Annotated in this window: 23 protein-coding genes; 7 read left to right on the top strand and 16 right to left on the bottom strand. The window is 69.5% G+C overall.

Translation table 11 applies throughout. From position 1 onward, the window contains the following. Positions 1 to 91: 91 nt before the first annotated feature. Positions 92 to 1123, top strand: coding sequence for a class II fructose-bisphosphatase (glpX, locus tag ACIPJI_RS08860; RefSeq protein ID WP_307708086.1), 1032 nt, complete (start codon positions 92 to 94; stop codon positions 1121 to 1123). 96 nt (positions 1124 to 1219) lie between these two features. Here glpX and ACIPJI_RS08855 read toward each other — a convergent pair whose 3' ends face one another. Both ACIPJI_RS08855 and ACIPJI_RS08850 read right to left on the bottom strand, forming a co-directional pair. Beyond that, entirely contained in the window at positions 1220 to 1573 is a 354-nt protein-coding gene (locus ACIPJI_RS08855; protein ID WP_159687804.1) for a WhiB family transcriptional regulator, read from the bottom strand. A 188-nt stretch (positions 1574 to 1761) separates the two neighbouring features. Continuing rightward, positions 1762 to 2451 (bottom strand): DUF1707 domain-containing protein, encoded by a 690-nt coding sequence (locus ACIPJI_RS08850; RefSeq protein ID WP_356623256.1) that lies wholly within the window; start codon positions 2449 to 2451, stop codon positions 1762 to 1764. Positions 2452 to 2635: 184 nt separating this feature from the next. Here ACIPJI_RS08850 and ACIPJI_RS08845 point away from each other — a divergent pair, with 184 nt between their 5' ends. Continuing rightward, positions 2636 to 4306 carry a fumarate hydratase gene (locus ACIPJI_RS08845; RefSeq protein WP_307708084.1) on the top strand — a complete coding sequence of 557 codons (1671 nt, stop codon included), beginning with the start codon at positions 2636 to 2638 and terminating at the stop codon, positions 4304 to 4306. 588 nt (positions 4307 to 4894) lie between these two features. On the opposite strand, the gene ACIPJI_RS08840 is transcribed toward ACIPJI_RS08845, so the two are convergent. Continuing rightward, positions 4895 to 5539, bottom strand: coding sequence for a class I SAM-dependent methyltransferase (locus ACIPJI_RS08840; protein WP_402245262.1), 645 nt, complete (start codon positions 5537 to 5539; stop codon positions 4895 to 4897). A gap of 361 nt (positions 5540 to 5900) precedes the next feature. On the opposite strand from ACIPJI_RS08840, the gene ACIPJI_RS08835 reads away from it, so the two are divergent. The 3 genes from ACIPJI_RS08835 to ACIPJI_RS08825 are packed head-to-tail and all read left to right on the top strand — an operon-like array spanning position 5901 to position 8916. Continuing rightward, on the top strand, positions 5901 to 6641 hold the full coding sequence (locus tag ACIPJI_RS08835; protein ID WP_402245260.1) for an FkbM family methyltransferase: 741 nt from the start codon (positions 5901 to 5903) through the stop codon (positions 6639 to 6641). Beyond that, positions 6632 to 7795, top strand: a complete 1164-nt coding sequence (locus tag ACIPJI_RS08830; protein WP_402245259.1) for a glycosyltransferase family 4 protein — start codon at positions 6632 to 6634, stop codon at positions 7793 to 7795. Before ACIPJI_RS08835 ends, ACIPJI_RS08830 begins: the two co-directional genes overlap by 10 nt. Beyond that, complete coding sequence (locus ACIPJI_RS08825) at positions 7792 to 8916, top strand: glycosyltransferase (RefSeq protein ID WP_402245258.1); 1125 nt, start codon at positions 7792 to 7794, stop codon at positions 8914 to 8916. Before ACIPJI_RS08830 ends, ACIPJI_RS08825 begins: the two co-directional genes overlap by 4 nt. Before the next feature lie 94 nt (positions 8917 to 9010). Here ACIPJI_RS08825 and ACIPJI_RS08820 read toward each other — a convergent pair whose 3' ends face one another. The 4 genes from ACIPJI_RS08820 to ACIPJI_RS08805 form a co-directional block, all read right to left on the bottom strand. After that, the gene (locus ACIPJI_RS08820; protein ID WP_402245256.1) at positions 9011 to 10456 is read right to left on the bottom strand and encodes an oligosaccharide flippase family protein; all 1446 of its coding nucleotides are present in this window, start codon (positions 10454 to 10456) and stop codon (positions 9011 to 9013) included. A gap of 169 nt (positions 10457 to 10625) precedes the next feature. Further along, positions 10626 to 11624, bottom strand: a complete 999-nt coding sequence (gene gmd / locus ACIPJI_RS08815; RefSeq protein WP_402245254.1) for a GDP-mannose 4,6-dehydratase — start codon at positions 11622 to 11624, stop codon at positions 10626 to 10628. Next, positions 11567 to 12886, bottom strand: coding sequence for a hypothetical protein (locus ACIPJI_RS08810; RefSeq protein WP_402245252.1), 1320 nt, complete (start codon positions 12884 to 12886; stop codon positions 11567 to 11569). The genes gmd and ACIPJI_RS08810 overlap by 58 nt, the downstream gene beginning before the upstream one ends. A 4-nt stretch (positions 12887 to 12890) precedes the next feature. Continuing rightward, positions 12891 to 13745: a glycosyltransferase family 2 protein gene (locus tag ACIPJI_RS08805; protein WP_402245250.1), complete on the bottom strand. Its 855-nt coding sequence runs from the start codon at positions 13743 to 13745 to the stop codon at positions 12891 to 12893. Between the two features lie 292 nt (positions 13746 to 14037). On the opposite strand from ACIPJI_RS08805, the gene ACIPJI_RS08800 reads away from it, so the two are divergent. Then, complete coding sequence (locus ACIPJI_RS08800; RefSeq protein ID WP_402245248.1) at positions 14038 to 14781, top strand: FkbM family methyltransferase; 744 nt, start codon at positions 14038 to 14040, stop codon at positions 14779 to 14781. A 241-nt stretch (positions 14782 to 15022) separates the two neighbouring features. Here ACIPJI_RS08800 and ACIPJI_RS08795 read toward each other — a convergent pair whose 3' ends face one another. From ACIPJI_RS08795 to ACIPJI_RS08760, 8 genes are all read right to left on the bottom strand, one after another. Beyond that, positions 15023 to 15625, bottom strand: a complete 603-nt coding sequence (locus ACIPJI_RS08795) for a low molecular weight phosphatase family protein (protein WP_402245246.1) — start codon at positions 15623 to 15625, stop codon at positions 15023 to 15025. Beyond that, positions 15601 to 16539 (bottom strand): GDP-L-fucose synthase, encoded by a 939-nt coding sequence (locus ACIPJI_RS08790; protein ID WP_356623277.1) that lies wholly within the window; start codon positions 16537 to 16539, stop codon positions 15601 to 15603. Before ACIPJI_RS08790 ends, ACIPJI_RS08795 begins: the two co-directional genes overlap by 25 nt. Beyond that, a complete protein-coding gene (locus ACIPJI_RS08785) occupies positions 16536 to 17975 on the bottom strand; it encodes a polysaccharide biosynthesis tyrosine autokinase (RefSeq protein ID WP_402245244.1) in 1440 nt (479 codons plus the stop codon). Before ACIPJI_RS08785 ends, ACIPJI_RS08790 begins: the two co-directional genes overlap by 4 nt. A gap of 194 nt (positions 17976 to 18169) precedes the next feature. Next, entirely contained in the window at positions 18170 to 19048 is an 879-nt protein-coding gene (locus ACIPJI_RS08780; RefSeq protein WP_402245242.1) for a class I SAM-dependent methyltransferase, read from the bottom strand. A 50-nt stretch (positions 19049 to 19098) separates the two neighbouring features. Next, positions 19099 to 20115: an LCP family protein gene (locus ACIPJI_RS08775; protein ID WP_402245240.1), complete on the bottom strand. Its 1017-nt coding sequence runs from the start codon at positions 20113 to 20115 to the stop codon at positions 19099 to 19101. A 195-nt stretch (positions 20116 to 20310) separates the two neighbouring features. Then, positions 20311 to 21027 carry a WecB/TagA/CpsF family glycosyltransferase gene (locus ACIPJI_RS08770; RefSeq protein WP_402245238.1) on the bottom strand — a complete coding sequence of 239 codons (717 nt, stop codon included), beginning with the start codon at positions 21025 to 21027 and terminating at the stop codon, positions 20311 to 20313. Positions 21028 to 21110: 83 nt separating this feature from the next. Beyond that, a complete protein-coding gene (locus tag ACIPJI_RS08765; RefSeq protein WP_356623286.1) occupies positions 21111 to 22193 on the bottom strand; it encodes an MraY family glycosyltransferase in 1083 nt (360 codons plus the stop codon). Between the two features lie 24 nt (positions 22194 to 22217). Beyond that, entirely contained in the window at positions 22218 to 23207 is a 990-nt protein-coding gene (locus tag ACIPJI_RS08760) for an NAD-dependent epimerase/dehydratase family protein (RefSeq protein ID WP_356623288.1), read from the bottom strand. A 137-nt stretch (positions 23208 to 23344) separates the two neighbouring features. On the opposite strand from ACIPJI_RS08760, the gene ACIPJI_RS08755 reads away from it, so the two are divergent. Beyond that, positions 23345 to 24628 carry a nucleotide sugar dehydrogenase gene (locus ACIPJI_RS08755; RefSeq protein WP_356623289.1) on the top strand — a complete coding sequence of 428 codons (1284 nt, stop codon included), beginning with the start codon at positions 23345 to 23347 and terminating at the stop codon, positions 24626 to 24628. A gap of 397 nt (positions 24629 to 25025) precedes the next feature. Here the strand turns inward: ACIPJI_RS08755 and ACIPJI_RS08750 are convergent, their stop codons facing one another. Beyond that, positions 25026 to 26546 carry a ricin-type beta-trefoil lectin domain protein gene (locus ACIPJI_RS08750; RefSeq protein ID WP_402245235.1) on the bottom strand — a complete coding sequence of 507 codons (1521 nt, stop codon included), beginning with the start codon at positions 26544 to 26546 and terminating at the stop codon, positions 25026 to 25028. Between the last annotated feature and the right edge of the window lie 72 nt (positions 26547 to 26618).

Below are 26618 nucleotides of genomic sequence, written 5' to 3'. Positions count from 1 at the left end.
GTGGCCCCCTCTGCTCAATATGTCGACGTACCGATAGAGTCGCCCCACCCTCTTTATTTACGGCCGTCGTCGTACAGAAAGGTGCGCTCCGATGACCGAGAATCATCTGCCGTCCCAGCTCGAGGTCTCCCCCGAGGCCCCCGACCGCAACCTCGCCCTGGAGCTCGTCCGGGTCACCGAGGCCGCCGCCATGGCCGCCGGCCGCTGGGTCGGGCGTGGTGAGAAGAACGGCGCCGACGGCGCCGCGGTCAAGGCCATGCGGACCCTCGTCTCCACCGTCTCGATGAACGGCGTCGTCGTCATCGGAGAAGGCGAGAAGGACGAGGCCCCGATGCTGTTCAACGGCGAGCGGATCGGCGACGGGACCGGCGCCGAGTGCGACATCGCCGTCGACCCGATCGACGGCACCACGCTGACGGCCAAGGGCATGCCCAACGCCATCGCCGTCCTCGCCGCCGCCGACCGCGGCACCATGTTCGACCCGTCCGCCGTCTTCTACATGGACAAGCTGGTCACCGGCCCCGAGGCGGCCGACTACGTCGACATCAACGCCCCCGTGTCCGTCAACATCCGGCGGGTCGCCAAGGCGAAGCACTCCTCGCCCGAGGACGTCACGGTCGTCATCCTCGACCGTCCCCGCCACGAGGGGATCGTCAAGGAGATCCGCGAGACCGGCGCGCGGATCAAGTTCATCTCGGACGGCGACGTCGCCGGTTCGATCATGGCCGTCAAGGAGGGCACCGGCGTCGACCTGCTGCTGGGCATCGGTGGTACGCCCGAGGGCATCATCTCGGCGTGTGCCATCAAGTGCCTGGGCGGCGTGATCCAGGGCAAGCTGTGGCCGAAGGACGACGACGAGCGGCAGCGTGCGATCGACGCGGGGCACGACCTGGACCGCGTACTGAGCACCGACGACCTGGTCTCCGGCGAGAACGTCTTCTTCGTCGCCACCGGCATCACGGACGGCGAGCTGCTGCGCGGCGTCCGCTACCGCGCGGAGACCGCGATCACCCAGTCCCTGGTGATGCGCTCCAAGTCGGGCACCATCCGGCAGATCGACTCCACCCACCGGCTGTCGAAGCTCCGGGCGTACAGCCAGATCGACTTCGACCGCGCGCAGTAGTCCTCGGGCCGGCGACGCCGGCCGGGGTGCGGAGCAGGCAAACGGAAGGGGCGCCCTGTGTGCGAGGGCGCCCCGTTTCCGTGCCGTCGTCCGGGATCAGGCCGCTGAGGCCGACTTCTTCACCTCGACGTCGCGCCGCCTGCGACGGGCCAGCACCACGCGGCGCTCCGCCGCGGTGAGGCCGCCCCACACGCCGTACGGCTCGGGCTGGAGCAGTGCGTGTTCCCGGCACTCCACCATCACCGGGCAGCGGGCGCAGACCCTCTTCGCCGCCTCCTCACGCGACAGCCGCTCGGCCGTCGGCTCCTTGGAGGGCGCGAAGAACAGTCCCGCCTCGTCCCGGCGGCACACCGCCTCCGCGTGCCAGGGACCTGCCTGGTCCTCCCGGGCAGGAATGCGCTGGTGCGGCACGGCGGCCACCTGCAGGGACTGATGCGGCAGTTGCAGCACGGTCTACTCCTGACGACGGGATTCGCGAGCGAGAGACGATGCAGCAGTCCCTACCCGCTGTGCGCACGCCTATGCACTGAGTGGCACTGAGTTCCGACGCACGGAATTACGGATCGGCGCGTGCGGCGCGAAAGCGCCCCCAAGGCCCGGCCGCGCGCGATCGTCTCCGGCCGACGCCCGCGAACCCGTCAGTGCAGGTGCTTGCGGAGCCGGTCGTGGAGGTCGGAGATCCGCCGGCCGCGCTTCGGCTTCGCCTCGACATTGCCGAAAACCGTGTAGCCGTTGACGACGACCACCGGCGCCTCGGGATCGGCGGCCTCCAGCGTCACGACCTCGAAGTTCCCGAAGATGCCGGTCCCGCTGCCGCGCAGGGAGATGTTCTCGGGGACGCGCACCTCGACGTTGCCGAAGATCGAGGTCGCGTTGATCACGGAGAGCCGCTGCCCGTAGAGCGCCTCGGTGAGGTCGATCTCGATGTTGCCGAAGAGCGAGAAGGCGTTCGTCCTGCGGCCCACGCGCCAACGGCCCTTGCGGGTCGAGCTGGAGAAGACGGCGACGAGGTTCTCCGCCGGGCCGCCCGGGTCCGCCGAGTCGTCGTAGGCGCGAGCGGCGGCGTCGGACCGCCGGCCGGCGGCGGGCAGGTCCCGCACGATCGGCTCCAGCTCGCCCACGGTCTTGGCCCGGTAGACCGCGTCGATGCGCTCCGAATGTTCCTCGGCGTCCAGCCGGCCCTCGGCCAGGGCGTCGCGGAGGATGTCCGCGATCCGGTCGCGGTCGGCGTCGGAGGCACGGATGGCGCCGTCCGGGTCCAGCGGGGCGGCCGGCTTCTGGGGCTGCCCGCGGCCGGCGGCCGCTGAATCATGCTTGTCGAGGTCCACGGCATCACCCTAGCGAAACGCGATAGATCGCGACTAGTGGCCCACGCCGTTCCGGCCGTGACGGCGGGCTCCGGCCGGTTCGGCCCGAAGTGAGCCTTACCTCACAGGATCGCGGTTCTCCGGTCGTTCTACGCTGGAAGGCGCGCCGCCAATGGAGGCGGCGCTGCCGTCTGTCGAGTGAGGAATGGCCGTAATGCCAGAGTTTGCGTACTCCGACCTGCTCCCCTTGGGGGAGGACACCACGCCGTACCGCCTGGTGACGGCCGAGGGAGTCTCCACCTTCGAGGCCGACGGCCGTACGTTCCTCAAGGTCGAGCCGGAGGCCCTGCGCAAGCTGGCCTCCGAGGCGATCCACGACATCCAGCACTTCCTGCGCCCGGCCCACCTCGCGCAGCTGCGGCGGATCATCGACGACCCGGAGGCGTCGTCGAACGACAAGTTCGTCGCGCTGGACCTGCTGAAGAACGCGAACATCGCCGCCGCCGGCGTGCTCCCGATGTGCCAGGACACCGGCACCGCGATCGTCATGGGCAAGCGCGGCCAGAACGTGCTCACCGAGGGCGGCGACGAGGAAGCCCTGTCGCGCGGCATCTACGACGCGTACACCGAGCTGAACCTCCGGTACTCGCAGATGGCCCCGATCACGATGTGGGAGGAGAAGAACACCGGCTCCAACCTCCCGGCGCAGATCGAGCTGTACGCGACCGACGGCGGCGCCTACAAGTTCCTCTTCATGGCCAAGGGCGGCGGCAGCGCCAACAAGTCCTTCCTCTACCAGGAGACCAAGGCGGTCCTCAACGAGGCCTCCATGATGAAGTTCCTGGAGGAGAAGATCCGCTCGCTCGGCACGGCCGCCTGCCCGCCGTACCACCTGGCGATCGTCGTCGGCGGCACCAGCGCCGAGTTCGCGCTGAAGACCGCGAAGTACGCGTCCGCGCACTACCTGGACGAGCTGCCGTCCGAGGGGTCGGAGCTCGGCCACGGCTTCCGTGACGAGGAGCTGGAGAAGAAGGTCTTCGAGCTCACCCAGAAGATCGGCATCGGCGCGCAGTTCGGTGGCAAGTACTTCTGCCACGACGTGCGTGTGGTGCGCCTGCCGCGGCACGGCGCCTCGCTGCCCGTCGCCATCGCCGTCTCCTGCTCCGCCGACCGTCAGGCCGTCGCCAAGATCACGGCCGAGGGCGTCTTCCTGGAGCAGCTGGAGACCGACCCGGCGCGGTTCCTGCCGGACACGACGGACGAGCACCTGGACGAGGCCGGTGACGTCGTCAGGATCGACCTCAACCGGCCGATGGACGAGATGCTCGCCGAGCTCTCCAAGTACCCCGTCAAGACCCGGCTCTCGCTGACCGGCCCGCTGGTCGTCGCCCGTGACATCGCGCACGCGAAGATCAAGGAGCGCCTCGACGCGGGTGAGGAGATGCCGCAGTACCTGAAGGACCACCCGGTCTACTACGCGGGTCCCGCGAAGACCCCGGAGGGCTACGCCTCGGGCTCCTTCGGGCCGACGACGGCCGGCCGGATGGACTCCTACGTCGAGCAGTTCCAGGCCGCCGGCGGCTCCAAAATCATGCTGGCCAAGGGCAACCGCTCCAAGCAGGTCACGGACGCGTGCGGCACGCACGGCGGCTTCTACCTCGGCTCGATCGGCGGCCCGGCGGCGCGGCTCGCGCAGGACTGCATCAAGAAGGTCGAGGTCGTCGAGTACGAGGAGCTCGGCATGGAGGCGGTCTGGAAGATCGAGGTCGAGGACTTCCCGGCGTTCATCGTCGTGGACGACAAGGGCAACGACTTCTTCCAGGACCCGGCTCCCGCGCCGACGTTCACGTCCATCCCGGTGCGTCAGGGTTCGTAGCGCGCCGACGCACGACGGCTCCCGTCCCTCCCCCCAGCTGCGGGAGGGACGGATTCTTTCGAATTGTCTGGATCTGCCGCGGGCATGAGCGTGCAGTCGACAAGTGAGCGGCATCGCCCCGCGCCCCGAGGTCGCTCCCATCGGCTCATCGTGCGGACCAGGGGATGCGTGCGATGTGGAGGGCGAGATGGTGGCGGTCCTGTCGTATCGGGTGACCGGTCCGCGCCACTGGTTGAGGCGGTTGACACAGCGCTCGAGTTGATACAGCGCTCGACAGGGTTGCGCTGCTGGTAGTCGTCGCGGTCGGAAGCGCGGCGTCTGCCTCCGGCGCGTCCGCGGCGTTTCCGGTGCGCAGCCTGGTCGGCCGGCTCGGGAAACACGGTCTGGATGCCAGAGACTCGCAGGTGTTCGCGAACAGCACGCGAGGAGCAAGCCTCGTCAGCCATAGGTATTCGCGGGCACTACAGGGTCCGGCCAATCGCTGTGGAGGCCCGCGGGCGGGTCATGACCGGTATGAAGGCGGGGCCAGGCCGGCCGGACCCGTTCCAAAGGCTTTTGCGGTGATCCGGCCAGGAGTTCGTCCGGCTCTCAGCCGGTCGCCTCCGCCTCCACGGTCAGAGCAAAGTCGGGGCGGACCTCCAGGTTCCTGAGATCGGGGTCGTCGCTCTGCCCTGGCGCACAGCGGCGGACATTCTTGAAACCGGCCGATTCGAGTTCGGCCGTCAGGGTGGGGAAGTCCCACAGGTATCCGATGTGATGGCCGCAATCCTGGAAAGTCGTGCGCAGCAGATCGATGGGGTGATGGATCTCGTAGCCTTTCCGGCGCCACCTCTCCATCTCCAGTCGGGTCTCCTCATCGTCTGCCGTGTAGAGCCGGACCACGTGCTCCACGTCCGGAGTGGACAACCTGATGCGTCCACCCGGGACGAGTACGCGATGCGCCTCACGGAACATGCGGCGATTGGGCTCCAGGCGGATGTGCTCGATCATGTTGTCCGCGTAGACATGGCTCGCCGAGGCAGTGCGGACCGGCCACCTCCTTGTTGCATCCAAGTAGTGCCGTGTACGCCAGGAGATATCGGTGCAGATCCAGCCCGGGCGTCGGGCTGCGTGGCTGCCGATTTCGACCTTCAAGAGATTCGGCGACTTCACTGCCAGGGCGAGCCGGGACTGCGCAACCGGACGGTTCAGCGGACCGATCACTGATTTGATGACGCTCTTCACGTTGGCCACGCCGGCATCCTAGGCCGATCTTTCGACGACCTTCAGGACGCCGCACGTTCCCCAGCCGCCGTCACCCGAAGATGCCTCCTGATTCCTCCGGGGGATGCAAATTCACCATCTGTTCGAACGCGACGGGCTTTCCGGATGGTTGGGAAGCCAGTCGTGTCATGTGCCCTGCACGCGAGTAAAGGACATTAAGGTGTCGATGATTCACGGAGATGCCGCTCCAGCTCGGCTCCGGCATCACTCCGACCTCGGCCCGACACGGCGATGCGCGAATCCCTGACATTCTTGGCCACCCGCGCCGGCGGGTGCTGTGGGGAAATCGCCGAAACTCCTCTGGGCAGCCATGCAAAGGAGCAGTACGACCGTGACCCTCCTCCACCGCGTACGCAGCGCCGTACAGCGTCTCGGTATCGACATCGCCCGCTACCCGGCGACCTGGTCAGGTCCTCAACTCGTCCAGCTCATGCGACAGTTCGGGATCGACGTGGTCATCGACACGGGCGCACACAGCGGTGGATACGGGACGATGCTGCGTCGCAGCGGCTATCAGGGCCGCATCGTCTCCTTCGAGCCGCTGAGCGGGCCGCGTGCGGAACTGCGCCGCCGGTCATCGTCCGACCCCGCCTGGACCGTGCTGCCGTACGCGCTCGGCGAGCGCACCGGCATCATCGTGATGAACGTCGCCGGCAACGCGGGCGCCAGCAGTTCGGTGCTCCCGATGCTGGAACGCCACTCGCGGGCGGCCCCGCACGCCGGTTACACCGGCGAGCAGACGGCCGAGATCCGCCGGCTCGACGATCTGTGGGAGCAGATCGTCGTCCCGGGCGAGCGGGTCTTCCTCAAGATGGACGTCCAGGGATACGAGGCACACGTGCTGCGCGGTGCGGGCGCCCACGCGGCGGACTGCCTCGGCATCCAGACCGAGACGTCCTTCGTTCCGCTGTACGAGGGCGGGCTGCTCTTCGACGAGGCGTTGAACCTGCTCCAGTCGGATCTCGGTCTCACCCCGATGTCCGTCATCCCCGGCTTCACCGACCCGCAGTCCGGTCAGATGCTCCAGTGCGACGTGGTGCTCTTCCGCGCACGAGAGGCGGCATGCGTATGAGGCCGCTGCGGATCGCCCTGGTCCACAGCTTCTACAGCACCTCCGCCCCCGGTGGTGAGAACGAGGCCCCCCTCGACCATGCGCAGGCGCTGCACAGGGCCGGACACGAAGTACGGATGATCGCCGCGCACACCGACGAACTGCGGACCCGCCCGCTGCACGCGTTCCGGTGCGCGGTCACGGTGGCCGGCGGGCGCGGCCGCTCCCCCCTCCCCGAACTGCGGGCCTTCTCCCCGGACATCGTGCACGTACACAACCTCTTCCCCAACTTCGGCCGCGACTGGCTGACCGGATGGCGCGGTCCGCTCGTGACGACGCTGCACAACTTCCGCCCGATCTGCGCGGCGGCGACGCTCTACCGCGACGGCGCGATCTGCACCAGGTGCGTGGACGGGGACCGCTGGGCCGGGCTGCGTGCCGGCTGCTACCGCGATTCCCGGCTCGCCACACTGCCGCTGGCCTGGGCGGGACGTGGCGGAGCGGCCGCCGACCCGCTGCTGCGCCGCGCCGACCGGATCGTGGTCCTCTCCGAGCTCGGCCGCACCACCTATGCACGCGCCGGGGTGGACGAGCGGCGCATGGCGCTCATCCCCAACTTCGTGCCGTCGGTGGACGGCCCGGCCGTCGAGGCCGGGGAACGCTGGGTGTACGCGGGCAAGCTCACCGCGGAGAAGGGCATCCTCGACCTTCTCCGCCGTTGGCCGGCCGACGTACCGCTGGACGTCATCGGCAACGGTCCGCTGGAGGAGGACTGTCGCGCCGCCGCACCACGCTCGGTGCGGTTCCACGGTGTGCTCGGCCGCACCGAGCTGCGGCACAGACTGCCGGGCTACCGCGGCCTCGTCTTCCCCAGCCGCTGGTACGAGGGCATGCCGCTGGTGTACATCGAGGCGCTCGCCGCCGGCCTCCCCGTGCTCGCCTTCGAAGGTTCCGCGACGCACGCCGCGGTGCGGGCAGAGGGCACCGGCGCCGTCACCGGCTGGGAGGAGCCGCTGGACCGAGTGCTGCGCGAGGTGGGCAGCCGCTTCCCGGATCTGCGTGCCCACTGCCGGCGGGTGTACGAAGAGGCGTACAGCGAAGAGGTCTGGGCCGAACGGATGGTGCGGCTCTACGGGGAACTCCTCGGCACGGCCATGCCCCTGGAGTCGGTATGAAAAGGGCTCGTGTCGTCTTCGTGCAGCCGTACATGACCTCGTACAGGTTGCCTTTCTATGCCCGGCTCGCCGATCAACTGGCGGAACGGGACATGGAGTTGGCCATCGCCCACGGTACGCCGACCGGCTACTGGGTGGACCGCCGCGACAGTGTCACGCTGCCCGGAGCGATCGAGCTCCCACAGCGCGACTGCTGGATCGGCGGGCGCCGCATCGTGTGGCGTCCGCTCGGCGCGCTGGCGCGCTCCTGTGACGCGCTCGTGCTGCCCCAGGCGCTGCACCAGATCGACGCGTACCCGCTGCTCGCCCGTCGACGCCGCAGGACGCGGGTCGCGCTGTGGGGGCACGGGCGGACCTACAGCATGCGGCACCGAATGCCCGAGCGATGGGCCAAGGCGGCGCTGACCCGCAGGGCCGACTGGTTCTTCGCGTACACCGACGCGGGCGGGGAGTACGCGGTGCGGGCCGGGGTGCCGCCTCAGCGGGTCACGGTGGTGCAGAACGCACTCGACAGCCGGTCGCTGGCCTCGGCGCGCGACGCGGTCACGGACGCCGAGGTGGCGGCCCTGCGTGAACGGTACGGGCTGAACGCCGGGCTGACCGGGCTGTACATCGGCGGGCTCGACCGGAACAAGCGAATCCCTTTCCTGCTGGCCGCGGCCGAGGGGATCGCCCGGCGTGTCCCGGGCTTCCGGCTGCTGGTCGCGGGCGACGGCGCCCAACGAGATCTGGTGGCGGCCGCCGGCGGCCCGGTCGTCCACGTGGGGCACGCGGATGACGGGGACAAGGCGCTGCTCGGCGCTGCCGCCGACGTCATGCTGATGCCGGGAACCGTCGGACTCTGCGCGGTGGACTCCTTCGCGCTCCGAACACCACTGGTGACCTGTGTCTGGCCCCTGCACAGCCCCGAGTTCGAGTATCTGGAGGACGGGCGCAACGCCCTGGTGGTCGACGGCGACGCCGACTGCTACGCGGCGGCCGTGGCCGCGCTCCTCGCCGATCCCGACCGGTTGGCTTCCCTGCGGCGCGCCTGCCGCGCCGACGCGACGCGCTACACGGTCGAAGCGATGGCCAACCGGTTCGCCCGCGGTCTGGAATGCCTCGTCCACGGCAGTGCGTGACCGGACACAGCGAACGGCTCCCGGGCGCGGACCCGGACGTCCTCCACCGGCTCGACACGAAGCACGCACACGGGGCCGGGCCGGGCCGGCCGTCTCACGGCCGGCCCGAGGAACGGGCGACGGCATGCGAGCCAATGGTGCCTCTGCCGAGACGGATCAGGCCTCGTCGGCGCGCCACCGCGTAGGCGGGCAGCCGGTCCCGAAGGAGCGCGACCCCGGCGACGAGCGGCAGTGCGGCCATGAGTCCGAGGTACGGGCCCTGGACGAGGCCCGCGTGGCAGACCCCGAAGACGGCGCCGCCCACCGCGGCATGCGCTGCGTGCGCCCGCAGCACGTGGATCGCCAGGGGGCCGCCCCAGCACACCAGCTGGACGGCGTGCGCTGCGAGCGGGCCGGCCACCGCGGCGGCCAGGAGCACGGACAGACTCTCCTGCCGGAACGCGGCGAACAGGCTGCACGCGATCGCCAGCACGGCAGCGAGCTGGGAACCCACCATGGCGCCCGGGGCCTGCCGCACCTGGTTGATGGAGTCACCGACCCAGGCCAGCAGGGAGAACGCCGCGCCCACCGCGAGCAGCGGCACGAGCCGCCCGGCGGACTCCCAGCCGGGGCCGAGCAGCACACCGAGCAGGGCGGGACCGACACCGGCGATTGCTCCGAACCCGATAAGGCCGATCGCCGAGGCCCCGCACAGCGTGTCGTACTCGCCCTTGCTGCCGCGCGACTCGGTGAGGGCGGGCGCGGCCGCACGGTTGATGCCCTGGGCCAGCATGGCCACCGGAAGCTGGGTGAAGAGGGATGCCCGCGAGTAGTACCCGGTTGCGGCCGGGCCGAAAAGGGCGCCGACAAGCCAGAGGGGAGCGGTGTTGCACCCGTACTGCACCAGGCTGAAACCGGTGAAGAAGGTGGACGGACCGAGCAGCTCAGCCAGTGGCGGACGTGGCCCGTCCGGCAGCGGTTGTGCGGCGAGCAGCCGCAGCGATCCGGCGAGTACCACGGCCGCGGCGAGCGGTGTGGCGACCGCGAGGGCGTACGGGCTCCAGCCGGCCACCAGCAGTGTGAGGGACAGTCCGAACCCCGAGGCCTGGCCGAGCAGTTCCAGACGCACCACGCGCGCCGCATGTCCGCAGCGCCGCAGGGCGGCCGTGGCCGCGAGGGACATGGGAGTGACGAGGAACTGAGTGCTCAACAGCCGCACCAGGGATACCAGCCCTTCCATGTCCCAGAGCAGGCCGACGGCCGGTGCGGCGAGCTGCGCGGCCACGAAGCAGCAGCAGCCGGTGACGGCGGTCGTGCGCAGGGCAAGGCGGGTGAGCGGCCGGGTGAGCCGGCGGGCTCGGAGCAGGCAGACGGACACGCCGCCGTTGGCGAAGTAGGCGAGGATTCCGAGTGCGGCGGCCGCGATGGCGTACGCCCCGAAGGTGGCGGGCTCCACGAGCCGTGCGGTCAGAGCGGTGTAGCCGAGCTGGAGGATGACGGCCTGCGCGGCGCCCGCGAAGTTCCACAGCAGGCTGTGCACGGCGGAGCGGGCGGTGGTCATCCGGTGGGTTCGCCGGCCGGGAGCGGGCACCGCGCGAAGAGCGCCGCCAGGCCATGGTCCGGTGGGGACAGGGTCCGCGCCGTGCCGACACCTGGCGCCGGCATGGACGGTCTCGCGCCCGTCGGCCGTGGCGCGGGCTCGTCGCTGGGATCCGGGCCGGCGAGCCGGGTCACAGCGTCCGAGCCCCCGGGATCGGGGCGCCCAGCTCGGCGTCGGTCATGATGCGGGCCAGTTCGGGAGCCAGAACGGTCGGCCGCCAGCCGAGCTCGCGTTCCGCCTTGGACGCGTCGCCGATGAGGGCGGGAACCTCGGAGGGTCTCAAATACCGCTCGTCGAAACGTACATGGCGCTCCCAGTCCAGTCCCGCGCGCTCGAAACAGAAGGTGAGGAAGTCCCGGACGCTGTAGCTTGTACCGGTGGCGACGACATAGTCGTCGGGCTGGTCGCGCTGGAGCATCCTCCACATCGCGTCGACGTACTCAGGCGCGTACCCCCAGTCGCGGCGCGCCTCCAGATTGCCCAGATGCAGGAACTGCTGCTCGCCTCTGGCGATCTTCGCGGCGGCGCGGGCGATCTTGCGGGTCACGAAGGTCTCGCCCCGGCGCGGGGACTCGTGGTTGAAGAGGATGCCGTTGACGGCGTAGATGCCGTACGCCTCACGGTAGTTGCGGGTGATCCAGTACGCGTACACCTTGGCGGCCGCGTACGGGGACCGCGGGTGGAAGGGTGACCCCTCGGACTGCGGGGGCGCGGTCGTCCCGAACATCTCGGAGCTGGATGCCTGGTAGAACCGGCACGGCAACCCGGTCATCCGGATGGCTTCGAGCAGACGGGTGGTGCCGAGTCCGGTGGTGCTGCCGGTGAACTCGGGTTCGTCGAAGGAGACCCGGACGTGCGACTGAGCGGCGAGGTGATACACCTCCTCGGGCTGAATGCGCTCCAGCAGCGCGGCCATGCGGGAGCCGTCGGCGAGATCGCCGTAGTGCAGTTGCAGCCAGGCGTCGGGCTCGTGCGGGTCCTGGTAGAGGTGGTCGATCCGCTGGGTCGTGATGGTGGACGCGCGTCGGACGAGGCCGTGCACCAGATACCCCTTGGAGCGCAGGAGCTCGGCTAGATACGAGCCGTCCTGACCGGTGATGCCGGTGATGAGTGCGGTCTTGTCGGGCACGGCGACTCCTGGGTCGTACGGGGACTGGGTGCGTCACTGCGCGGCCGTGCGCAGGCCGCCAGCAGGCCGAGGATCACGGCCTGCTCGGGGAAGAGCGGGTAGGTGGTCATGAAGATCAGGTGGCCGCAGATCAGCAGCCGGATCAGCAGCCCGTGCTCGCGGTCCGCGCCGGCCGCGCGCCCGGCCGTCGCGTACAGCGCCAGGAGTGCCGCGACGCCGAGGAGCCCGAGGCGCAGCAGCACTTCCAGGTAGTAGTTGTGCGGGGAGAAGGTGATGAGGACCCCGTTCATCATGCGGTCGTAGCCCGAGCCGAACGGCAGTCCCACCAGCCAGTCCAGCACTCCGTCGAGCCTGGGCAGCAGCGCGAGCCAGCCCTCCACGCGCCACACGAGCGTCGCGTCGTCCTCACTGGAAGCCCCGAGGCTCGATGTAACCCCTTCGGCGACACCCCAGGAGACAGCCAGCAGGCCGAGCGTGCTCAGGGAACCCAGGACGGTGAGCGCCGCGAGGCGGGATCCCTTTTGGTGACGGCGCGTCAGCAGCCAGCCGATGAACATGATGCCGACGGCCAGCCAGACGGTGCGGTGCTGCATCAGGACGACGACCATCAGCAGCGGCCAGGCCAGGAAGCCGGGGCCCGCGAGGCCCCGGCCGCACAGCAGGAACATGGCCGCCTGGCCGATGATCAGGGCCTCGGCCGGCCCCAGCGCACGGGCGTTGGTGAGCACCCCGTCGACCATGACCTGTTCGGAGTTGGAGCCGATACCGGCCTCCAGCCACCACAGCAGCGCAAGCAGGGACAGAACGCAGGCGGCCGCGACCCAGACGCGGGCCACAGTGCGCACCAGCGGCCGGCCCGGAGAGAGGACGGCGACGAAGAACGCGACGCACAGGAGCTGGATGAAGTGTGTCCTGGCCTCGTTGCCCACCGTCTGGGCATCGAAGCGTCCGAATCCGCGGAGCAGCGCACAGGCGGTCAGGGACAGCAGGGCGAGGAGTGCCAGCGGGGCGCGGTACCCCCTCCTCCTCGCGAGGATGATGAGCGACGCAGCCAGCAGACACATCGTCAGCACGTCGGTGGGAAGCAGATCCACGCCCGCGCCCGACCGGGACCCGGGCATGGACTGATACGACTGCCAGAGCTGGACGGTGGTGTACACACCGATGGCCCAGCCGGGCCAGCGGACGAAGCTCGCGACGAGGGCCGCCCCGAGCAGGAACGCGGTGCAGCCAAGCAGCGGTGTCGTCGGGTCGAAGGACAAAGGATCAGCCCTCAGCGAAAGAGCGGCGGACCGCGGCTCGCGCCGCCGTCTTCGCGTAAGGGGAGAACAGCAGCAACGGGGCCCACGGCCAGGAGTGCCGCAGGCAGTAGATCCACCATTGGCGGGGCGGCAGTTCGCGCTGCGAGGTGACCCGGCGCAGCGCCTCCCGCACCCCGATGCCCGGTTCACGGGAGCCGGTCAGAGGCGGGCCGTAGTCGCAGCTGCCGACGTGGCGCGGGGTCACATAGGCGCGGGTGCCGGCGCGGCGGGCACGCAGTCCGTGGTCGTAGTCCCCCATGCCGTGGCGGAAGACCTCGTCGATGTCCCCGACCCGTTCCCACACGGCGCGGGGCAGGAGCACCACGTTCCCGTTGTACGTGTCGCAGGGCTCGGGCCGTCCAGTGGGTTCGACCAGCGCGAGGGCCCGGCCTCGGCGCCCGGAGTACGTCGTGCGGAGGCCGTCCCGCGCCCGTACGGCGCCGACGACAACCTTGCCGGACCCGACCGCGCGGGCGGTTTCGAGCAGCACGGCCAAGGCGTCGCCGTCCAGCGTCACATCGTCGTTGAGCCAGAGCTGGTAGTCCCATTCCGGCTCGTCGGGCATTCGGCTGCCGCGGCTGGCGATGCGCATGCCGTGGCCCCAGTAGACATCGCTGCCGACCGTGGTGACCTGTACTCCCGGGTGGGTGGCGCGGACCGCGCAGGCGGTGCCGTCGGTACTGCCCGCGTCAACCAGATAGGTACGGACGGCCGTGTCCTCCGGCAGTCCATGCTGTTCTGCGAGCGCGGCAAGCGCCGACAGGGTCTTCTCACGTCGATTGTGGCTGGTCATCAACACGGCGATGCGGACTGACGGCACGGAACACTCCTCAACTCGCGCATCCCATGACTACCAGACGAACAGTGCGTAAGCGCCAAACCGGGCCGGGGTGCTGATCCAAGTCCGATAACCGCGCCGCTCGCCTGGCCCGACTGCGATCGGAACCGGGCGGCCGAGCCGGCGAGATACCCCAGCGACCTCATACGCCGACGGTGTGATTCCTCCGTGGAAGCGCTCTTGAATGCCGGGAGGGTTACCGCACGCTGCTTAGGGTTCCGGTCATGACGGTCACTCCAATGGCATTCCGCGTGCTCAGCACCGAAGTTCGCAAGTGTCCGGGTGCGCGGTGACGCGAAATGACGAGCTGCGCCGCCCGTTGTCGAGAACTGCCCTCGAAAGGGCCGCGGTGACACCGCTGGTCCGACGGATCAAACTCAAGGCGGCGGAGGTTGTCGTACCCCGGCTGACCCGGATTCTGCCTCGCGACGATCTGGAACGTCTGGGCAGTGATTACGGGGGGTGGTGGGTCCCGACCGGCCTGATCGCCGCGGACTCGGTCGTCTACGCGGCAGGGGTCGGTGAGGACGCGAGTTTCGACCTCGCCCTCATTGAACGGTTCGGCTGTGAGGTATGGGCGATGGATCCCACGCCGCGCTCCATCGAGTACGCGAGCGGAATCACCGATCCCCGATGGCACTTTCTCCCTTTCGGACTGTGGAAGGAGGACGCGATTCTGCACTTCCACCCACCCGCCGACTCCGCGCATGTCTCCCATTCCGCGACGGAGGTCCGCGGCAGCGGTCCGGGGTTCGACGCCCAATGCCATTCGCTGGCGACGTTCACCGAGAAGCTGGGACACGACCATGTCGACCTGCTGAAGATGGATATCGAAGGTGCGGAGGGCGCAGTGCTGGACTGGATCGCGGCGGAGAGAATCCTGCCCCGGGTGCTCTGCGTGGAGTTCGACGCACCGGAGAATCCCTGGGTCCTGCGTCGGCGACTGGGTCGCCTTGAGGCAGTCGGCTACGTCGTCCGCCGGACAGAAGGCCGCAACTACACCCTGACGCTCGGCTAGTTCACCGGAATCCCGTTACTGCCGATTCCGCCCCGGATCGTCGGCAGGCGGGCGCCTCCACCCTGTCCCGGACCGGGCAGCGGCCGAAAGGCGTCATCGTCAACAGCTCGCTGCCCGGCGAGCGGAAGACCAGGACCGGCGCCGCGCTCGCCCTCTCCTTCCCCGACTCCGACGCCTTCACCTGCCTTGTCGACGCCGACCTGCCCCATCCCTGTGTCGCCCGCTCCTTCGGGCGAGAAGTTCAGCACTCGGAACCCTGTGCGCGACCCCGCTCCCGCAGCAGCGCGGCCAGAGTCGTGGCCGCCCCGTCGATTTCCCGCCCGCAGGCCAGCAGTACGTCGTACGGGGCTCCGCAGGGATCGGCGATCCCGTCCGCGGCCCGCGAGACCGGCGCCAGGCTGCCGCGGGCGGCCGCGGCCCGGGAGATCACCTCCCCGGGCAGTGCCGCCTCGCCGTGTGCGGACTCCGATCTCGACACCGATTCGCCGGCCACCCTGGCCAGCCGCAGGAACTCCCTGAACGTGAAGCACTTGCGCAGCGCAACCGGCAACAGCCGTACGGCCGCCTCCCGGTGCTCCCGGTCAAGACCCAGTACGAGATCTGCCTCCGCCACCAGTTCCGGCATCAGCCTCCGGGACGTGAACCCCGCACTGTTTCCGCCCAGTTGCTCCAGCACTGAACGGGTCGCCGGGTGCATGCCCGTCATGTGCTGGGCCATGGTGCCCGCACTGCCCACTCGTGCTTCCGGGAGCCTGGCCGCAAGCAGTCGCTCGGCCAGCGGGGAGCGGTGCACATTGCCGGTGCAGATGAAGAGGATGGTCAGCCGAGCCGCGACGTCAGCCATACGTAGGTCTCTTCGATTCCCTCGCGCAGTCCGGTCTTCGGTTTCCAGCCCAGGGAATTGATCAGGGTGGTGTCGAGCAGTTTGCGCGGGGTGCCGTCCGGCTTGGAACTGTCCCAGTCGATCGTTCCGCGATAACCGACCACCCCAGCCACCAGCCGGGCCAGTTCCCTCAGCTCCAGGTCCTCGCCGGTGCCGACGTTGACGGGCTGCTCACCGTCGTACTCCTCCAGCAGGAACAGACAGGCCCGGGCCAGGTCGTCGGTGTGCAGGAACTCCCGGCGCGGGGTGCCGGTCCCCCAGTGGGTGAGCCGGCGCTCGCCGCGTAGGTGTGCCTCGTGCGTACGGCGCAGCATGGCCGGCAGGACGTGGCAGGTACGCGGGTCGATGTTGTCGCCCGGCCCGTACAGGTTGGTGGGCATCGCAGAGATGTACGGGAGCCCGTACTGCCTGCGCAGCGCCTGGACGTGAATGATCCCGGCGATCTTGGCGATGGCGTAGGCGTCGTTGGTGGGTTCCAGCGGGCCGGTGAGCAGGGCGCTCTCGGGGATCGGCTGCGGGGCGTGCTTGGGATAGATGCAACTGGAGCCGAGCAGCAACAACCTTTCGACGCCGTACTCGCGCGCCGCGTCGAGGACATTGAGCTGGATCCGGAGATTGTCGGAGAGGAACTCCACCGGCTGGGCCGCGTTGGCCGCGATGCCGCCGACGCGGGCGGCGGCCAGGACGACGGTGTGCGGACGCTCGGCGGCGTACAGGGCGCGAACCGCCTCACGGTCGCGCAGATCGAGCTCGCGGGAGCTGCGTACGAGGAGATCGGTGAAGCCCTCGGTGGCCAGATGCCGTACGACGGCGGAGCCGACAAGGCCCTGGTGCCCCGCGACATGGACCCTGGCCGAGCGGTCGAGGCGCGTCATTTGGCCTCACCGCGCAGGAGTGCCGCCCCGCGGGACAGCACCGACCCGGTGCGCGGACGCGGCGGCGCGGGAGCCGGGGTCCGCCACGCGGCCGACGAGTCTCCGTAGTCGTATCCATATGCTGCGTACCTCGGCATCGAGCTCATGCTGAAGACCGTGCCGAGGGTCCGCACTCCCACCGTGTGCAGGGCTTCAGCGGCCGCCCTGACCCGGTCGCGTGGGGTCTTTCCGGCCCGTACGACCAGGAGAGCCCCGTGGGCGAAGGTGGCGAGCCCCGCCGTGTCGGCGACGGGCAGCAGCGGAGCGGTGTCGACGATCACGGCCTCGTAGCCGGCGGCGAGGTCGCCCAGCAACTCCGCCATCGGCTCGGAGGCGAGCAGCTCGGTGGGGTTGGGCGGCAGGGGGCCGCTGGCAAGGACGGACAGCCCGCCCACGCTCTGCATCACGTCCCCGATCCGCGCCTGGCCGATCAGCACGTTGGTCAGGCCGGCGTTCCGGACGAGCCCGAAGGTGTGGGCCACGGCGGGGCGGCGCAGATCGGCGTCGACGAGGCAGGTGGAGATGCCGCCCTCGGTGAGCGAGAGGGCGAGGTTGACCGCAGTGCTGGTCTTGCCCTCGCCCGGCAGCGAGCTGGTGACGACGATGATCCGGGGCCGGTCTCCGAACTGGGCGAACTGCAGGTTCGTCCGCAGATGGCGATAGGCCTCGGCCCGCGCCGAGTGCGCCGCGGCACCGGAGGCCAGCGGCTGCTGCGGACTCTCCTTGTCGAACGGAATGGAGCCGAGTACGGGCAGGCTGGTGAGGGCGGTCACGGCGTCCGCGGTCTTGAGGGTCGTATCGAGGGTCTCCCGGAGGACGGCGGTGCCTGCGCCGATCAGCAGCCCGGCGAGCAGGCCCGCGGCAAGGTTGAGAGCGGGGCGCGGGCTGACCGGGGCCGAAGGGGCCGAGGCGGTCTGGGTGACGCTCAGCTTCACCGGGGACTTGGCCGCACGGGCGTCGAGGCTCTCCAAGCCCTCGACGACGTCGCTGAAGCGGTAGGCAACGGCGTTGGCGATGTCCGCCGCGCGACGCCGCTCGGTGTCGCTGACCGTGATGTTGATCAGCACGGTACCGATCGGGGCTTCCGCGGTGATCCGGCCGGCGAGTTCGTCCGGCTTGGTGTCGAGGTCGAGGGAGGAGACGACGTGCCGGGTGACCTGACGGCTGGTCACGATCGATGCGTATGACTGGACCCGGGCCAGTGAGAAGCTGTTGCCCTGCTGGAGCGCCATGGTGTCGCCACCGGACTGCGCGGAGACGAACAGCTGGGCGCGCGCCTGGTAGACGGGAGTCGACAGGGTGGTGGCACCCCAGCCGGCCGCGCCGCCCAGCAGGACGCAGGCGAGGACGACGGGCCAGCTCCGGGTCAGCGCTTTCAGGATGCTGCGGAGTTCCAAGCTGTACACCTCATCCGGTCGTTCGGGGCAGCGCCTGGCCAGGTTAGATGCATTTGCACTGTTTGTCCGCCAATGAGGCACCGACGCCTACTGAGCCGGTGCACACGTGGCCGTGGGCGCCGCTGTTGATGTGCCGCAGGCAGCGCGGGGGGACCTCGTGACGAAAGCGCCCTCCCCAGAAGCCCGGCACTTTCTCAGCGACGGTTCCGGGCCAGGATCCCGAAGGTGTTCGGCGGGCCGAACCTGTCTCCGACTGCTTGCAGCAGCCCGGACTGAGTCGACCAGTAGCGCTGCAGCTCCACCTTCTCGAAGGCGGGTTCCAGCAGCGCGCACAACGCCTGTTCGTCGAGCCCGTTGCGTACTACGTGGTACTCCACCATGTCGGCCTCATTGGTCTCGTCGTAGACGCCGCGCAGCCGACGCATCCGGGTGGCCAGGCCGCGGCGGAATTCGCCTTGGCCGAGTCTCCAGAGCAAATACGCATTGCGGTCCAGGCACATAGACGTCCGAGACCGCCGTGGATACCAGAGCGGGTCCTGAATGCTGAAGAACCCGCCACCGGGCTGGATGCGCTCCACGAGCCGCTCTACCGTCTCAAGGTAGTTCGGAATATGGTGCAGTACGGAGATGCACACAGCCGCGCCGAGCGGACCCCCGTTGCGATCCGCTTGCCCGTCGCGGTCGAAGGTAACAGTGACCTTCTGATTGTTTCGGAAGCGGTTCCGGAGGACCGTCGCACTGGGCATGCTCATCTCCGTCACCTCAACGTCGGCGCCGGCAGCCACCACGTGATCGGTAAAGGTGCCGTGCCCGGCGCCGAGCTCCAGAACGTGGCATGCGCCGTTCCGCTCGATGACATCACCTACCACGGTGTGCACGCCCGCGATCACACGCTCGCGGACACTGTGGTGGCGGATGTGCGGTGAACCCTTCGCGTAGTCGTGGCCGACGTCATGCCCCTGCTCTTGGAGCCTCCCCATAGAGGGATTCGCTGGAATGACTGTCATGCCGGGAAAGTACGCGCCTTGCGTTCCGTCTTCCGGAATCCGGGGCCGGGACGGCTGGGAGTTCATGCGTTCGGCCTCCGCTCACCGCCGACTGATGATTGCCGACCCCACTTCTGTCAGAGCTCGTCCTGCGTCTTGTCGTACGCGTTGTACAAGCGCTTCGGAAGCGGCTTGTCCTCACGCAGAGCCTTGAAGAGCTTCTCCGCCTGGTCCTCGACCATCATGTAGCCACCCCTGTAGCGGGGGTCACAGGGAATCGTGACCAGCGACGTCCGCTTCGCGGGGATGCCACGGGCCCTTTCCACCAGGCCGTTCAGCTCACCGAGGGAGTCAAGCCCGCGGTCGGCGACCAGTGAGGATGTGACCGCGTTCAGCACCGGATAGAGGCGCGTCGGGTCGGTGAGCGTGCCGCTGCCGCGCAGTTCCCGCAGCAGGTCGTCGATGAACTCCTTCTGGCGCTCGATGCGCTGCAGATCACTACCGTCACCGGTGCCCGTTCGCGCGCGTACGAACACGAGCGCCTGGTCGCCGCGGAGCAGTTGTCTGCCCGGGCTGAGCTCAACGGTGGAGTCCGGCACGCTCATGGGTTCGTGGACCTCGACCTCCACGCCTCCGACCGCGTCCACGACCTTCTCGAAGCCGGTGAAGTCGACGACGAGATGGTGGTCGACGCGGACGCCGGTGAGCTTCTCGAAGGCGCGGATCGCACAGGCAGCCCCGCCGAACTGGAAGGCCCAGTTGAACTGCGCGTACTGCGCCAGGCTGCGCGTCCCGTCGGGCCGCAGACAGCTGGGGATGTCGACCATCATGTCGCGCGGCACGCTCACCAACGAGGCGCTGCGGTGGTCTGCCGAGAGATGGAGCAGGATCGTTGTGTCACTGCGCTCGCCGCCGTAGTTGCCCTCCCGGTCGGAGCCGAGAAGCAGGATGTTCTCGGCTCCGTGCGCAACGGCCCGGGGGCGGGAGCCGTGGTCGGTCGCGAGCGCGCGGGCGGTCTCGTCGTCCGTACGGATATTGCCGTCGAGGCGTTGATAGAGGACCCAGCCGGCGCCGCCAGTGACGGCCAGGAGAAGGGCCGCGCCGAGGCCGACGACGCAGAGGAGAGGTTTGAAGCGTAGTCCACGTACTGCCATGGAAGAGCCCTTCCTCTCCACGGGCCGAACCGGCGGCCATTCCCTCGAACGTGTAACGCGTTGCGCCCGTACGGCAGGAGCCCCGCAGGCCGGCCGATCAGCTCGGCTGAGCGAGGCCCGGTCAGCGGAACCGCTCGCGCACACTGCCAGTTCGGCGTCCAGGTGCTACAGGGCGCTGCGCGCGGTGAAGGAGAGTCACTGTCGCGCTCCTTTGTATGCCGCCCAGAGGAAACGGGGATGCCCCCACAGCACCCGGCGCCACAGTCGGCGCGGTTCGCTGCAGAGTCGGAAGAGCCATTCCAGGCCGTGCCGCTGCATCCACAGCGGGGCCTGCGGCTTGTTGCCGGAAACGAAGTCGAAGGCGGCGCCCACGGCGGCGAACACCGCGGGGTGCGCGGCGGCCAGCCGGGCGGCCTCGAAATCCTGTTTAGGGGTGCCGAGGCCGAGCCAGACGATCTGGGCACCGCTGACTCGGATCCGTTCCAGCTGCGACTGTCGCTCCGCGTCGGTCGGTTCGCGGAACGGTGGTGACTCGATGCCTACGATCCGGGCGCGCGGGAAGCGGGCGCGCAGTTCGGCGGCCAGCCGTTCCAGTACCGCCGGGGTGGAGCCGAGGAGGTAATGGCGCAGGCCCACGTCCTGGCCGTTACGGAAGACGTCCAGAAAGAGGTCGGGGCCGTAGACCCGCGTCGGCGGCAAGGAGCGGCTCCGGTGGACGATCCGGTTGGCCCAGACCACCCCTTGCCCGTCGGGAAGGTTGAGGGTCGCCGTCCGCAGCGCCTGTGCCAGTCGCGAATCCCCGTCGGCGAGGGCGAGGGTGTACGCGTTGCAGAGGTGGACGTCGGCCGCCACGCCTTCGGCGGCGAGACGGACCACCGCGGCGGCCGCGGCGGCCGGAGTCGCAGCGGCCACGGGAACTCCGGCACACAGGACGGTGGGCAGGCCGGCGGACACGCCCGTGCGCGTTGTGGCCGGCAGGCGCACGTCTCTGCCCGTCATCCGCGTGCCGCATCGATAGCCCTGGCCGCTTGGGGGGTGTCCACGATCCGGCGGTCCCGGCGCGTGGGCCGGCCGACCCGGCCGGATCCGTACACAGGCACCCTGAGCATGCTGCCGCAGGCGAGCACTGCGGCGCCCGCCACTGGCAGCACGGCGGAGGGCGGCAGCCAGGCGTGGTGGATCAGCAGCCCGAGGAGCGTCCCGACGAGCGCGATGACGCCCAGGACCACAGCCGTTCCGGGCACCGTCAGCCCTAGCCGTCGCAGCCGGTGCGCGATGTGGTCGGTGCCGCCGAGCAGCAGCGGGCGGCCCTGCCGGTGACGGGAGACGAGGACGAGCGCGGTGTCGGCGGTGACGACGAGGGTGAAGGCGAGCAGCGCGCCCGTGGTGCGGGCCGGGGTGTGGCCGGTGTGCAGCAGTACAGCGGCTGAGGACAGCACGAAACCGGTGAACAGCGAGCCGCAGTCGCCGAGGAAGATCCGGGCGGGATGCCAGTTGTGCAACAGGAAGCCGGTGAGGGCGGCGGCCAGTACACAGAGCAGGAGGGCGAGGCCGGTACGGCCCTCGGTGATCGCGCAAATGGCGAGCCCCAGCGCGGTGAGGGCCGCGACTGTCCCCATCGCACCGTCCGAGTTGTCCAGCAGGTTGAAGGCATTGGTGACGAAGACGATCCACAGCACGGCGAGGGCTCCGGTCACCAGCCCCAGTCCGCTGCCGTACGCGACGGTCCCCGCGGCACCCGTCTCGACGACAAGTCGCGCCCTGGGTCCCAGCGGCCGCACGTCGTCGACCAACCCGAGCACGGCGACGGCGGCTCCGGCCATGAGCAGCGTGCCGACCTCCCGGCCCAGGAACCCCTGCCCGGTCCACGATCCCGAGAAGACCGCGCCGAGGGTCCCCACGACCACTGCAACCCCGCCGAGGTGGGGGATGGGGCGAGTGTGCGCCTTGTGGCCGGCGGGACGGTCGAGGAGACCGGCACAGGTGCGTCCCCACCGCAGCGCGAGGGCACGCAGGAGTCCGGTCAGTACAGCGGTGAGCAGCAGGGCGGCCGCTGCGGCCGCTAGCGTGTATGGCACGGTGAAGGTCCTCTCAGACCAGGGTCAGGCCGGCACCGCTGCGCGCTCGACGCGCGCCTCGGCGATGGTCGCATCGAGGATGTCGTCGAGGGTGCGCAGCGGCCGCCAGCCGGTGAGGGCACGAATCCGCTCGGTGTCGGGCAGCCGGCGCTCCATGTCCTCGAAACCCTCGCCGTACGCCTGGTGGTAGGGGACCAGCCGGATCTCGGAGTCGCTGGCGCTGCGTGCGATGACACGGGCGGCCAGCCCGGCGATGGTGGTCTCTTCGTTCGTACCGATGTTGAAGACCTTGCCGACCGCCTCCGGATGGGCGAGAAGCCGCAGCAGGGCGTCGACGACGTCGGCGACGTGCGCGAAGCAGCGCCGCTGCTTGCCGTCGCCGTGCACGGTGAGCGGTTCACCGTGCACTGCCTGGCGTACCAGCCGGGGCACGACCATCCCGTACGCAGGGCTCTGCCGCGGTCCGACCGTATTGAACAGCCGCACCACGATGGTGGGCAGGTTCAGTTCGCGGTGGTAGGCGAAGGCGAGGATCTCGTCGACGGCCTTGGCCGTGGAGTACGACCAGCGCGCCACGCTCGTGCTGCCCAGGATCCGATCGGAGTTCTCGGCAAGCGGTCCCGAGGAGTTCTTGCCGTAGATCTCCGACGTGGAGGCGAGGAGCACCCTGCGGCGGTAGCGGTGAGCCGCCTCGATGACCGTCTCGGTGCCGCAGATGTTGGTGGTGAAGGACTGCAGTGGCCGCTCCACGATCAGCCGGACGCCGACGGCTGCGGCGAGATGGACGACCGTGTCGCACTGCCGGACCAGTTCGTCCACGAGCAACCGGTCGAGCACGGAGCCGTGGACGAAGCGGAAGCGTGGATTCTGTCGGGCGTGGTCCAGGTTCTCCTCACGGCCGGTGGTGAGGTTGTCGAGGACGACGACTGTATGGCCCTGTGCGAGCAGGGCGTCGGCGAGATGTGAGCCGATGAAGCCGGCACCGCCAGTGACCAAATACGTCGTGGGATTCATGCGCCACCTGTCCGGTTGCGGTATCCGAGTGACGCCAGAACGGCATCTGGTATATGACGGAGCCAAAATACCCGGCTTTGTACCAATATTGGGCGAACAACATGGCTCACCGTGCATCGATATCGGAGATGTCACACATGGGATCAACAGCGACCTCGGCACCACAGAACGTCGTCCTGGTGGTGGGGCTGGGATACGTCGGACTGCCGTTGGCGGTGCGCGCAGCGGAGGCGGGCTTCCGGGTGACCGGCCTGGACAGCGACGAGCAGCGCGTCAAACGACTGGAGGCCGCCGACTCGTATATCGAGGACATCCCGAACGAACGACTACTACCGCTGCTCGACTCCGGACGGCTGAGCGTCACCACCGATTACGCGGACGCGGTCGGCTTCGACGTCTGCGTGATCAGTGTGCCCACGCCGCTGCGCGACGGCGCCCCGGACCTGCGGTGCGTCGAGAGCGCGGGGCGGTCGATCGCCCCGCTGATACGTCCCGGCGCCGTCGTCGTGCTGGAGTCGACGACGTACCCCGGCACCACCGAGGAGATGCTCCTGCCGATCCTGGAGGCGGGCAGCGGTCTGCGGGCCGGCAAAGAATTCCGGCTCGGGTACAGCCCGGAACGTATCGACCCGGGCAACACCCGTTGGCATCTCGAGAACACCCCCAAGGTTGTCTCAGGCATCGACGACGACTCCCTCGAAGCCATCACGGAGTTCTACGACCGGATTGTGACCCGGACCGTGCAGGTCTCCTCCCCGCGCACCGCCGAGTTGACCAAGCTGCTGGAGAACACCTTCCGGCAGGTGAACATCGCGCTCGTCAACGAACTCGCGATGTGCGCCCGGCCCCTTGGTGTCGACATCTGGGAGGCGGTGGGCGCGGCCGCTACCAAGCCCTTCGGCTACATGCGCTTCACCCCGGGGCCCGGGGTGGGCGGTCACTGCCTGCCGGTGGATCCCTCGTATCTCTCCTGGCAGGTACGGCAGAAGCTCCAGCATGACGTGCGCTTCGTCTCCCTCGCCCACGAGATCAACGAGCACATGCCCGAGTACGTGGTGCAGCGCGTCGAAGGCGGCCTGGCCGGACTCGGACGGACGCTGGCCGACGCACGGGTGCTGGTGTTGGGGCTCGCGTACAAGAAGAACACCGGGGACGTACGGGAGTCTCCCGCCGCCGCCGTCGCCGAACTGCTGATGGTGCGCGGCGCGCGGGTCCGGGCCGTGGAACCGCACGCCGACCCACAGGTGCTGCCGCCGAGGGTGCTGTGCGTCGATCTGACCGAGGCCGAGATCGCGGCCGCGGACGCGGTGGTAGTCCTGACCGACCACGACGACTTCGACTACGGTCTGGTGGAGCGCCATGCGACGTATGTTTTCGACGCCCGCAACCGCTGCCGGGGAGACCGGATCGACCGCCTGTAACCGGAGGCGGCATGGGAGGTCCGGCCGGCGTAGACCAGCGAAGGCCGCATTTCGTCCACGCTTCTGCTTTCTCGGTGAGGACGGGCAGTGGCGGGGTCTCCGCCTTCCTTGCTTCGGTGAACTCCTCGGCGAGCTTGTCCGGCCACTGGTAGTCCGGTGCGGAGGCCCCACTCACCATTGATCCGGAGTCGGGACGCCCGCATGCAACTGGCAGCGTGATCGCAGCGGAGATCGTCACCGGGGAGTACGCCACCGACCGCGTGATCCCCACCCCCGCCCGCCTCGCCGACGAGTACGGCATCGCACAACTGACCGCGCGCCGCGCCATGGCCCGACGCCGGAAAGAACGGCGCCGCGTCCGACGCGTAGCGTCGTCCGCGGCGCCGTGCTCCCGGGGTCAGGCGAAGCGCTGGTTCGCCGAGCCGTCGCAGGTCCGGAGCCGGACCGGCTCGTTCACCGCGCCGTGGGTCAGGCAGACCCCGGTCGCGGACGCCGGCCGGATCGTGGCTCCGTCGCGGACGAACTTCTGGTTGGGGCCGCCGTGGCAGTCCCAGACGGTCAGTGCCGTGCCGGGCCGGAAGTCCCCGGCGGGCACGTCCAGGCAGCGGTCCTGGGACAGCTCCGTGTGGACGGTGGCGCGGGCCGGGTCGTGCCACCAGCCCTGGTTGCGGCCGCCGTGACAGTCCCAGCCGGCCACGCCGGTGCCGTTGGCGCTCCGGGCGCCGTGGACGTCCAGGCAGTTGCCGGTCGCCTCGTTCCGCAGCGGCTTGAAGGCGTCGTCCCAGGCGTACGGGACCAGGGCCGGCTTCCCCGTGGAGTTGACGTCCGCGCAGCTCGCCTCGCGCAGCCCGGAGTTGTAGAGCTGGGTCAGGCAGGACGCGAAGGCGGCGTGGCCGCGGATGTTGGGGTGGAAGGACTGCCGTACGGAGTTGGCGTCCGGGGGGAAGTGCCCGAGGTCGATGTACAGGCCGCGGGCCCAGGGGTCCTGGTAGCAGACCTCATGGCCGTGGAAGAGGCGGGAGTTGTCCAGGTACACGGCCCCGGTGGCGCGTGCGGCCCGGCGCATGCCGCGTTCGAAGGCGGGGACGGCGGTGTTCCGGCCCCACACGGTGTCGGAGTCGTAGCCCATCCCGCCGCAGATCAACTTGCCCGGGAAGTCGGGATTGTCGCGGAAGTCGGGTCCGATCGGGCTCGGGTAACCCATGACGACCAGCTTGTAGTCGCCGTCCTGGTATCCCGCGTCGCGCATGACGGTGCGCAGGTCGCGCACCGTCTGCTCGACCTTGGGGACAAGACCGTCGACGCGGGCCTGCCAGCCGGGGGCGTACTTGGGCTCGCAGGGTCCTTGGACCAGGATGTAGCGGGTGACGCAATCGGTCATGACGGGACCGAACTGGAGGTCGTCGTTGGCGCCGGCGACCAGCAACACCATCTTGATACGGGTGTTGCGGGCCTTGACGGCGAGATTGTCGCTCTGGACCAGCTCGTCGGCGTGCTGCTTGCTGCCGCCGATGCGGATGTTGGGAGTGGACGCACCGGAGCAGGACACGTTGTACGTGACGTCGGCGGGTATGCCGGTGCGGTGGATGGCGGCGTCCGGCGAGCGGTGGCACCAGTTGTCGGGCCCGTTCGTGCCGGGCTCGTAGGTTCCGGTGCCCTCGCCGGAGATCTCGCTGTCGCCGAGCGAGATGAGGGCGGACTTGCGTTCGGCGAGCGGACGCTCCGCGGGGCTGCCGTAGAGCGCGGTCGCCTCGGCGGCCCGGACGGCCTCGAGTTCGGGCGGCAGGGGTACGGTCGCGGAGCCGACGGGCTCCGCTGCCGCGGGAGCTGCCACGGCCAGGCCGCTCAGACCGGTGACGAGCGCGGCGGCGGCCGCCATGGTGCGACGGAGTCGAAGTCTGGGAACGGTGCCTTTCATTGCGCCTCCCCGGGTTGTGGTTACCCGGGGTATTTACTGGCGGGTAGCGCAGTTGGGAATAGGCAGAACAAG

Origin of the sequence: Streptomyces sp. NPDC086835 (genome assembly GCF_044745705.1) — a bacterium.
In the GTDB taxonomy this organism is placed as follows: domain Bacteria; phylum Actinomycetota; class Actinomycetes; order Streptomycetales; family Streptomycetaceae; genus Streptomyces.
This window is presented reverse-complemented; position numbering and strand designations above follow the sequence as displayed.

Bases quoted from the DNA above. Each gene is read 5' to 3' on its own strand.
- ACIPJI_RS08780 (WP_402245242.1), bottom strand. From the start codon at position 19,048: ATGAACTCCCAGCCGTCCCGGCCCCGGATTCCGGAAGACGGAACGCAA.
- ACIPJI_RS08825 (WP_402245258.1), top strand. From the start codon at position 7,792: ATGAAAAGGGCTCGTGTCGTCTTCGTGCAGCCGTACATGACCTCGTAC.
- ACIPJI_RS08750 (WP_402245235.1), bottom strand. From the start codon at position 26,546: ATGAAAGGCACCGTTCCCAGACTTCGACTCCGTCGCACCATGGCGGCC.
- ACIPJI_RS08790 (WP_356623277.1), bottom strand. From the start codon at position 16,539: ATGACGCGCCTCGACCGCTCGGCCAGGGTCCATGTCGCGGGGCACCAG.
- ACIPJI_RS08845 (WP_307708084.1), top strand. From the start codon at position 2,636: ATGGCCGTAATGCCAGAGTTTGCGTACTCCGACCTGCTCCCCTTGGGG.
- ACIPJI_RS08775 (WP_402245240.1), bottom strand. From the start codon at position 20,115: ATGGCAGTACGTGGACTACGCTTCAAACCTCTCCTCTGCGTCGTCGGC.
- ACIPJI_RS08760 (WP_356623288.1), bottom strand. From the start codon at position 23,207: ATGAATCCCACGACGTATTTGGTCACTGGCGGTGCCGGCTTCATCGGC.
- ACIPJI_RS08830 (WP_402245259.1), top strand. From the start codon at position 6,632: ATGCGTATGAGGCCGCTGCGGATCGCCCTGGTCCACAGCTTCTACAGC.
- ACIPJI_RS08755 (WP_356623289.1), top strand. From the start codon at position 23,345: ATGGGATCAACAGCGACCTCGGCACCACAGAACGTCGTCCTGGTGGTG.
- glpX (WP_307708086.1), top strand. From the start codon at position 92: ATGACCGAGAATCATCTGCCGTCCCAGCTCGAGGTCTCCCCCGAGGCC.
- ACIPJI_RS08795 (WP_402245246.1), bottom strand. From the start codon at position 15,625: ATGGCTGACGTCGCGGCTCGGCTGACCATCCTCTTCATCTGCACCGGC.
- ACIPJI_RS08820 (WP_402245256.1), bottom strand. From the start codon at position 10,456: ATGACCACCGCCCGCTCCGCCGTGCACAGCCTGCTGTGGAACTTCGCG.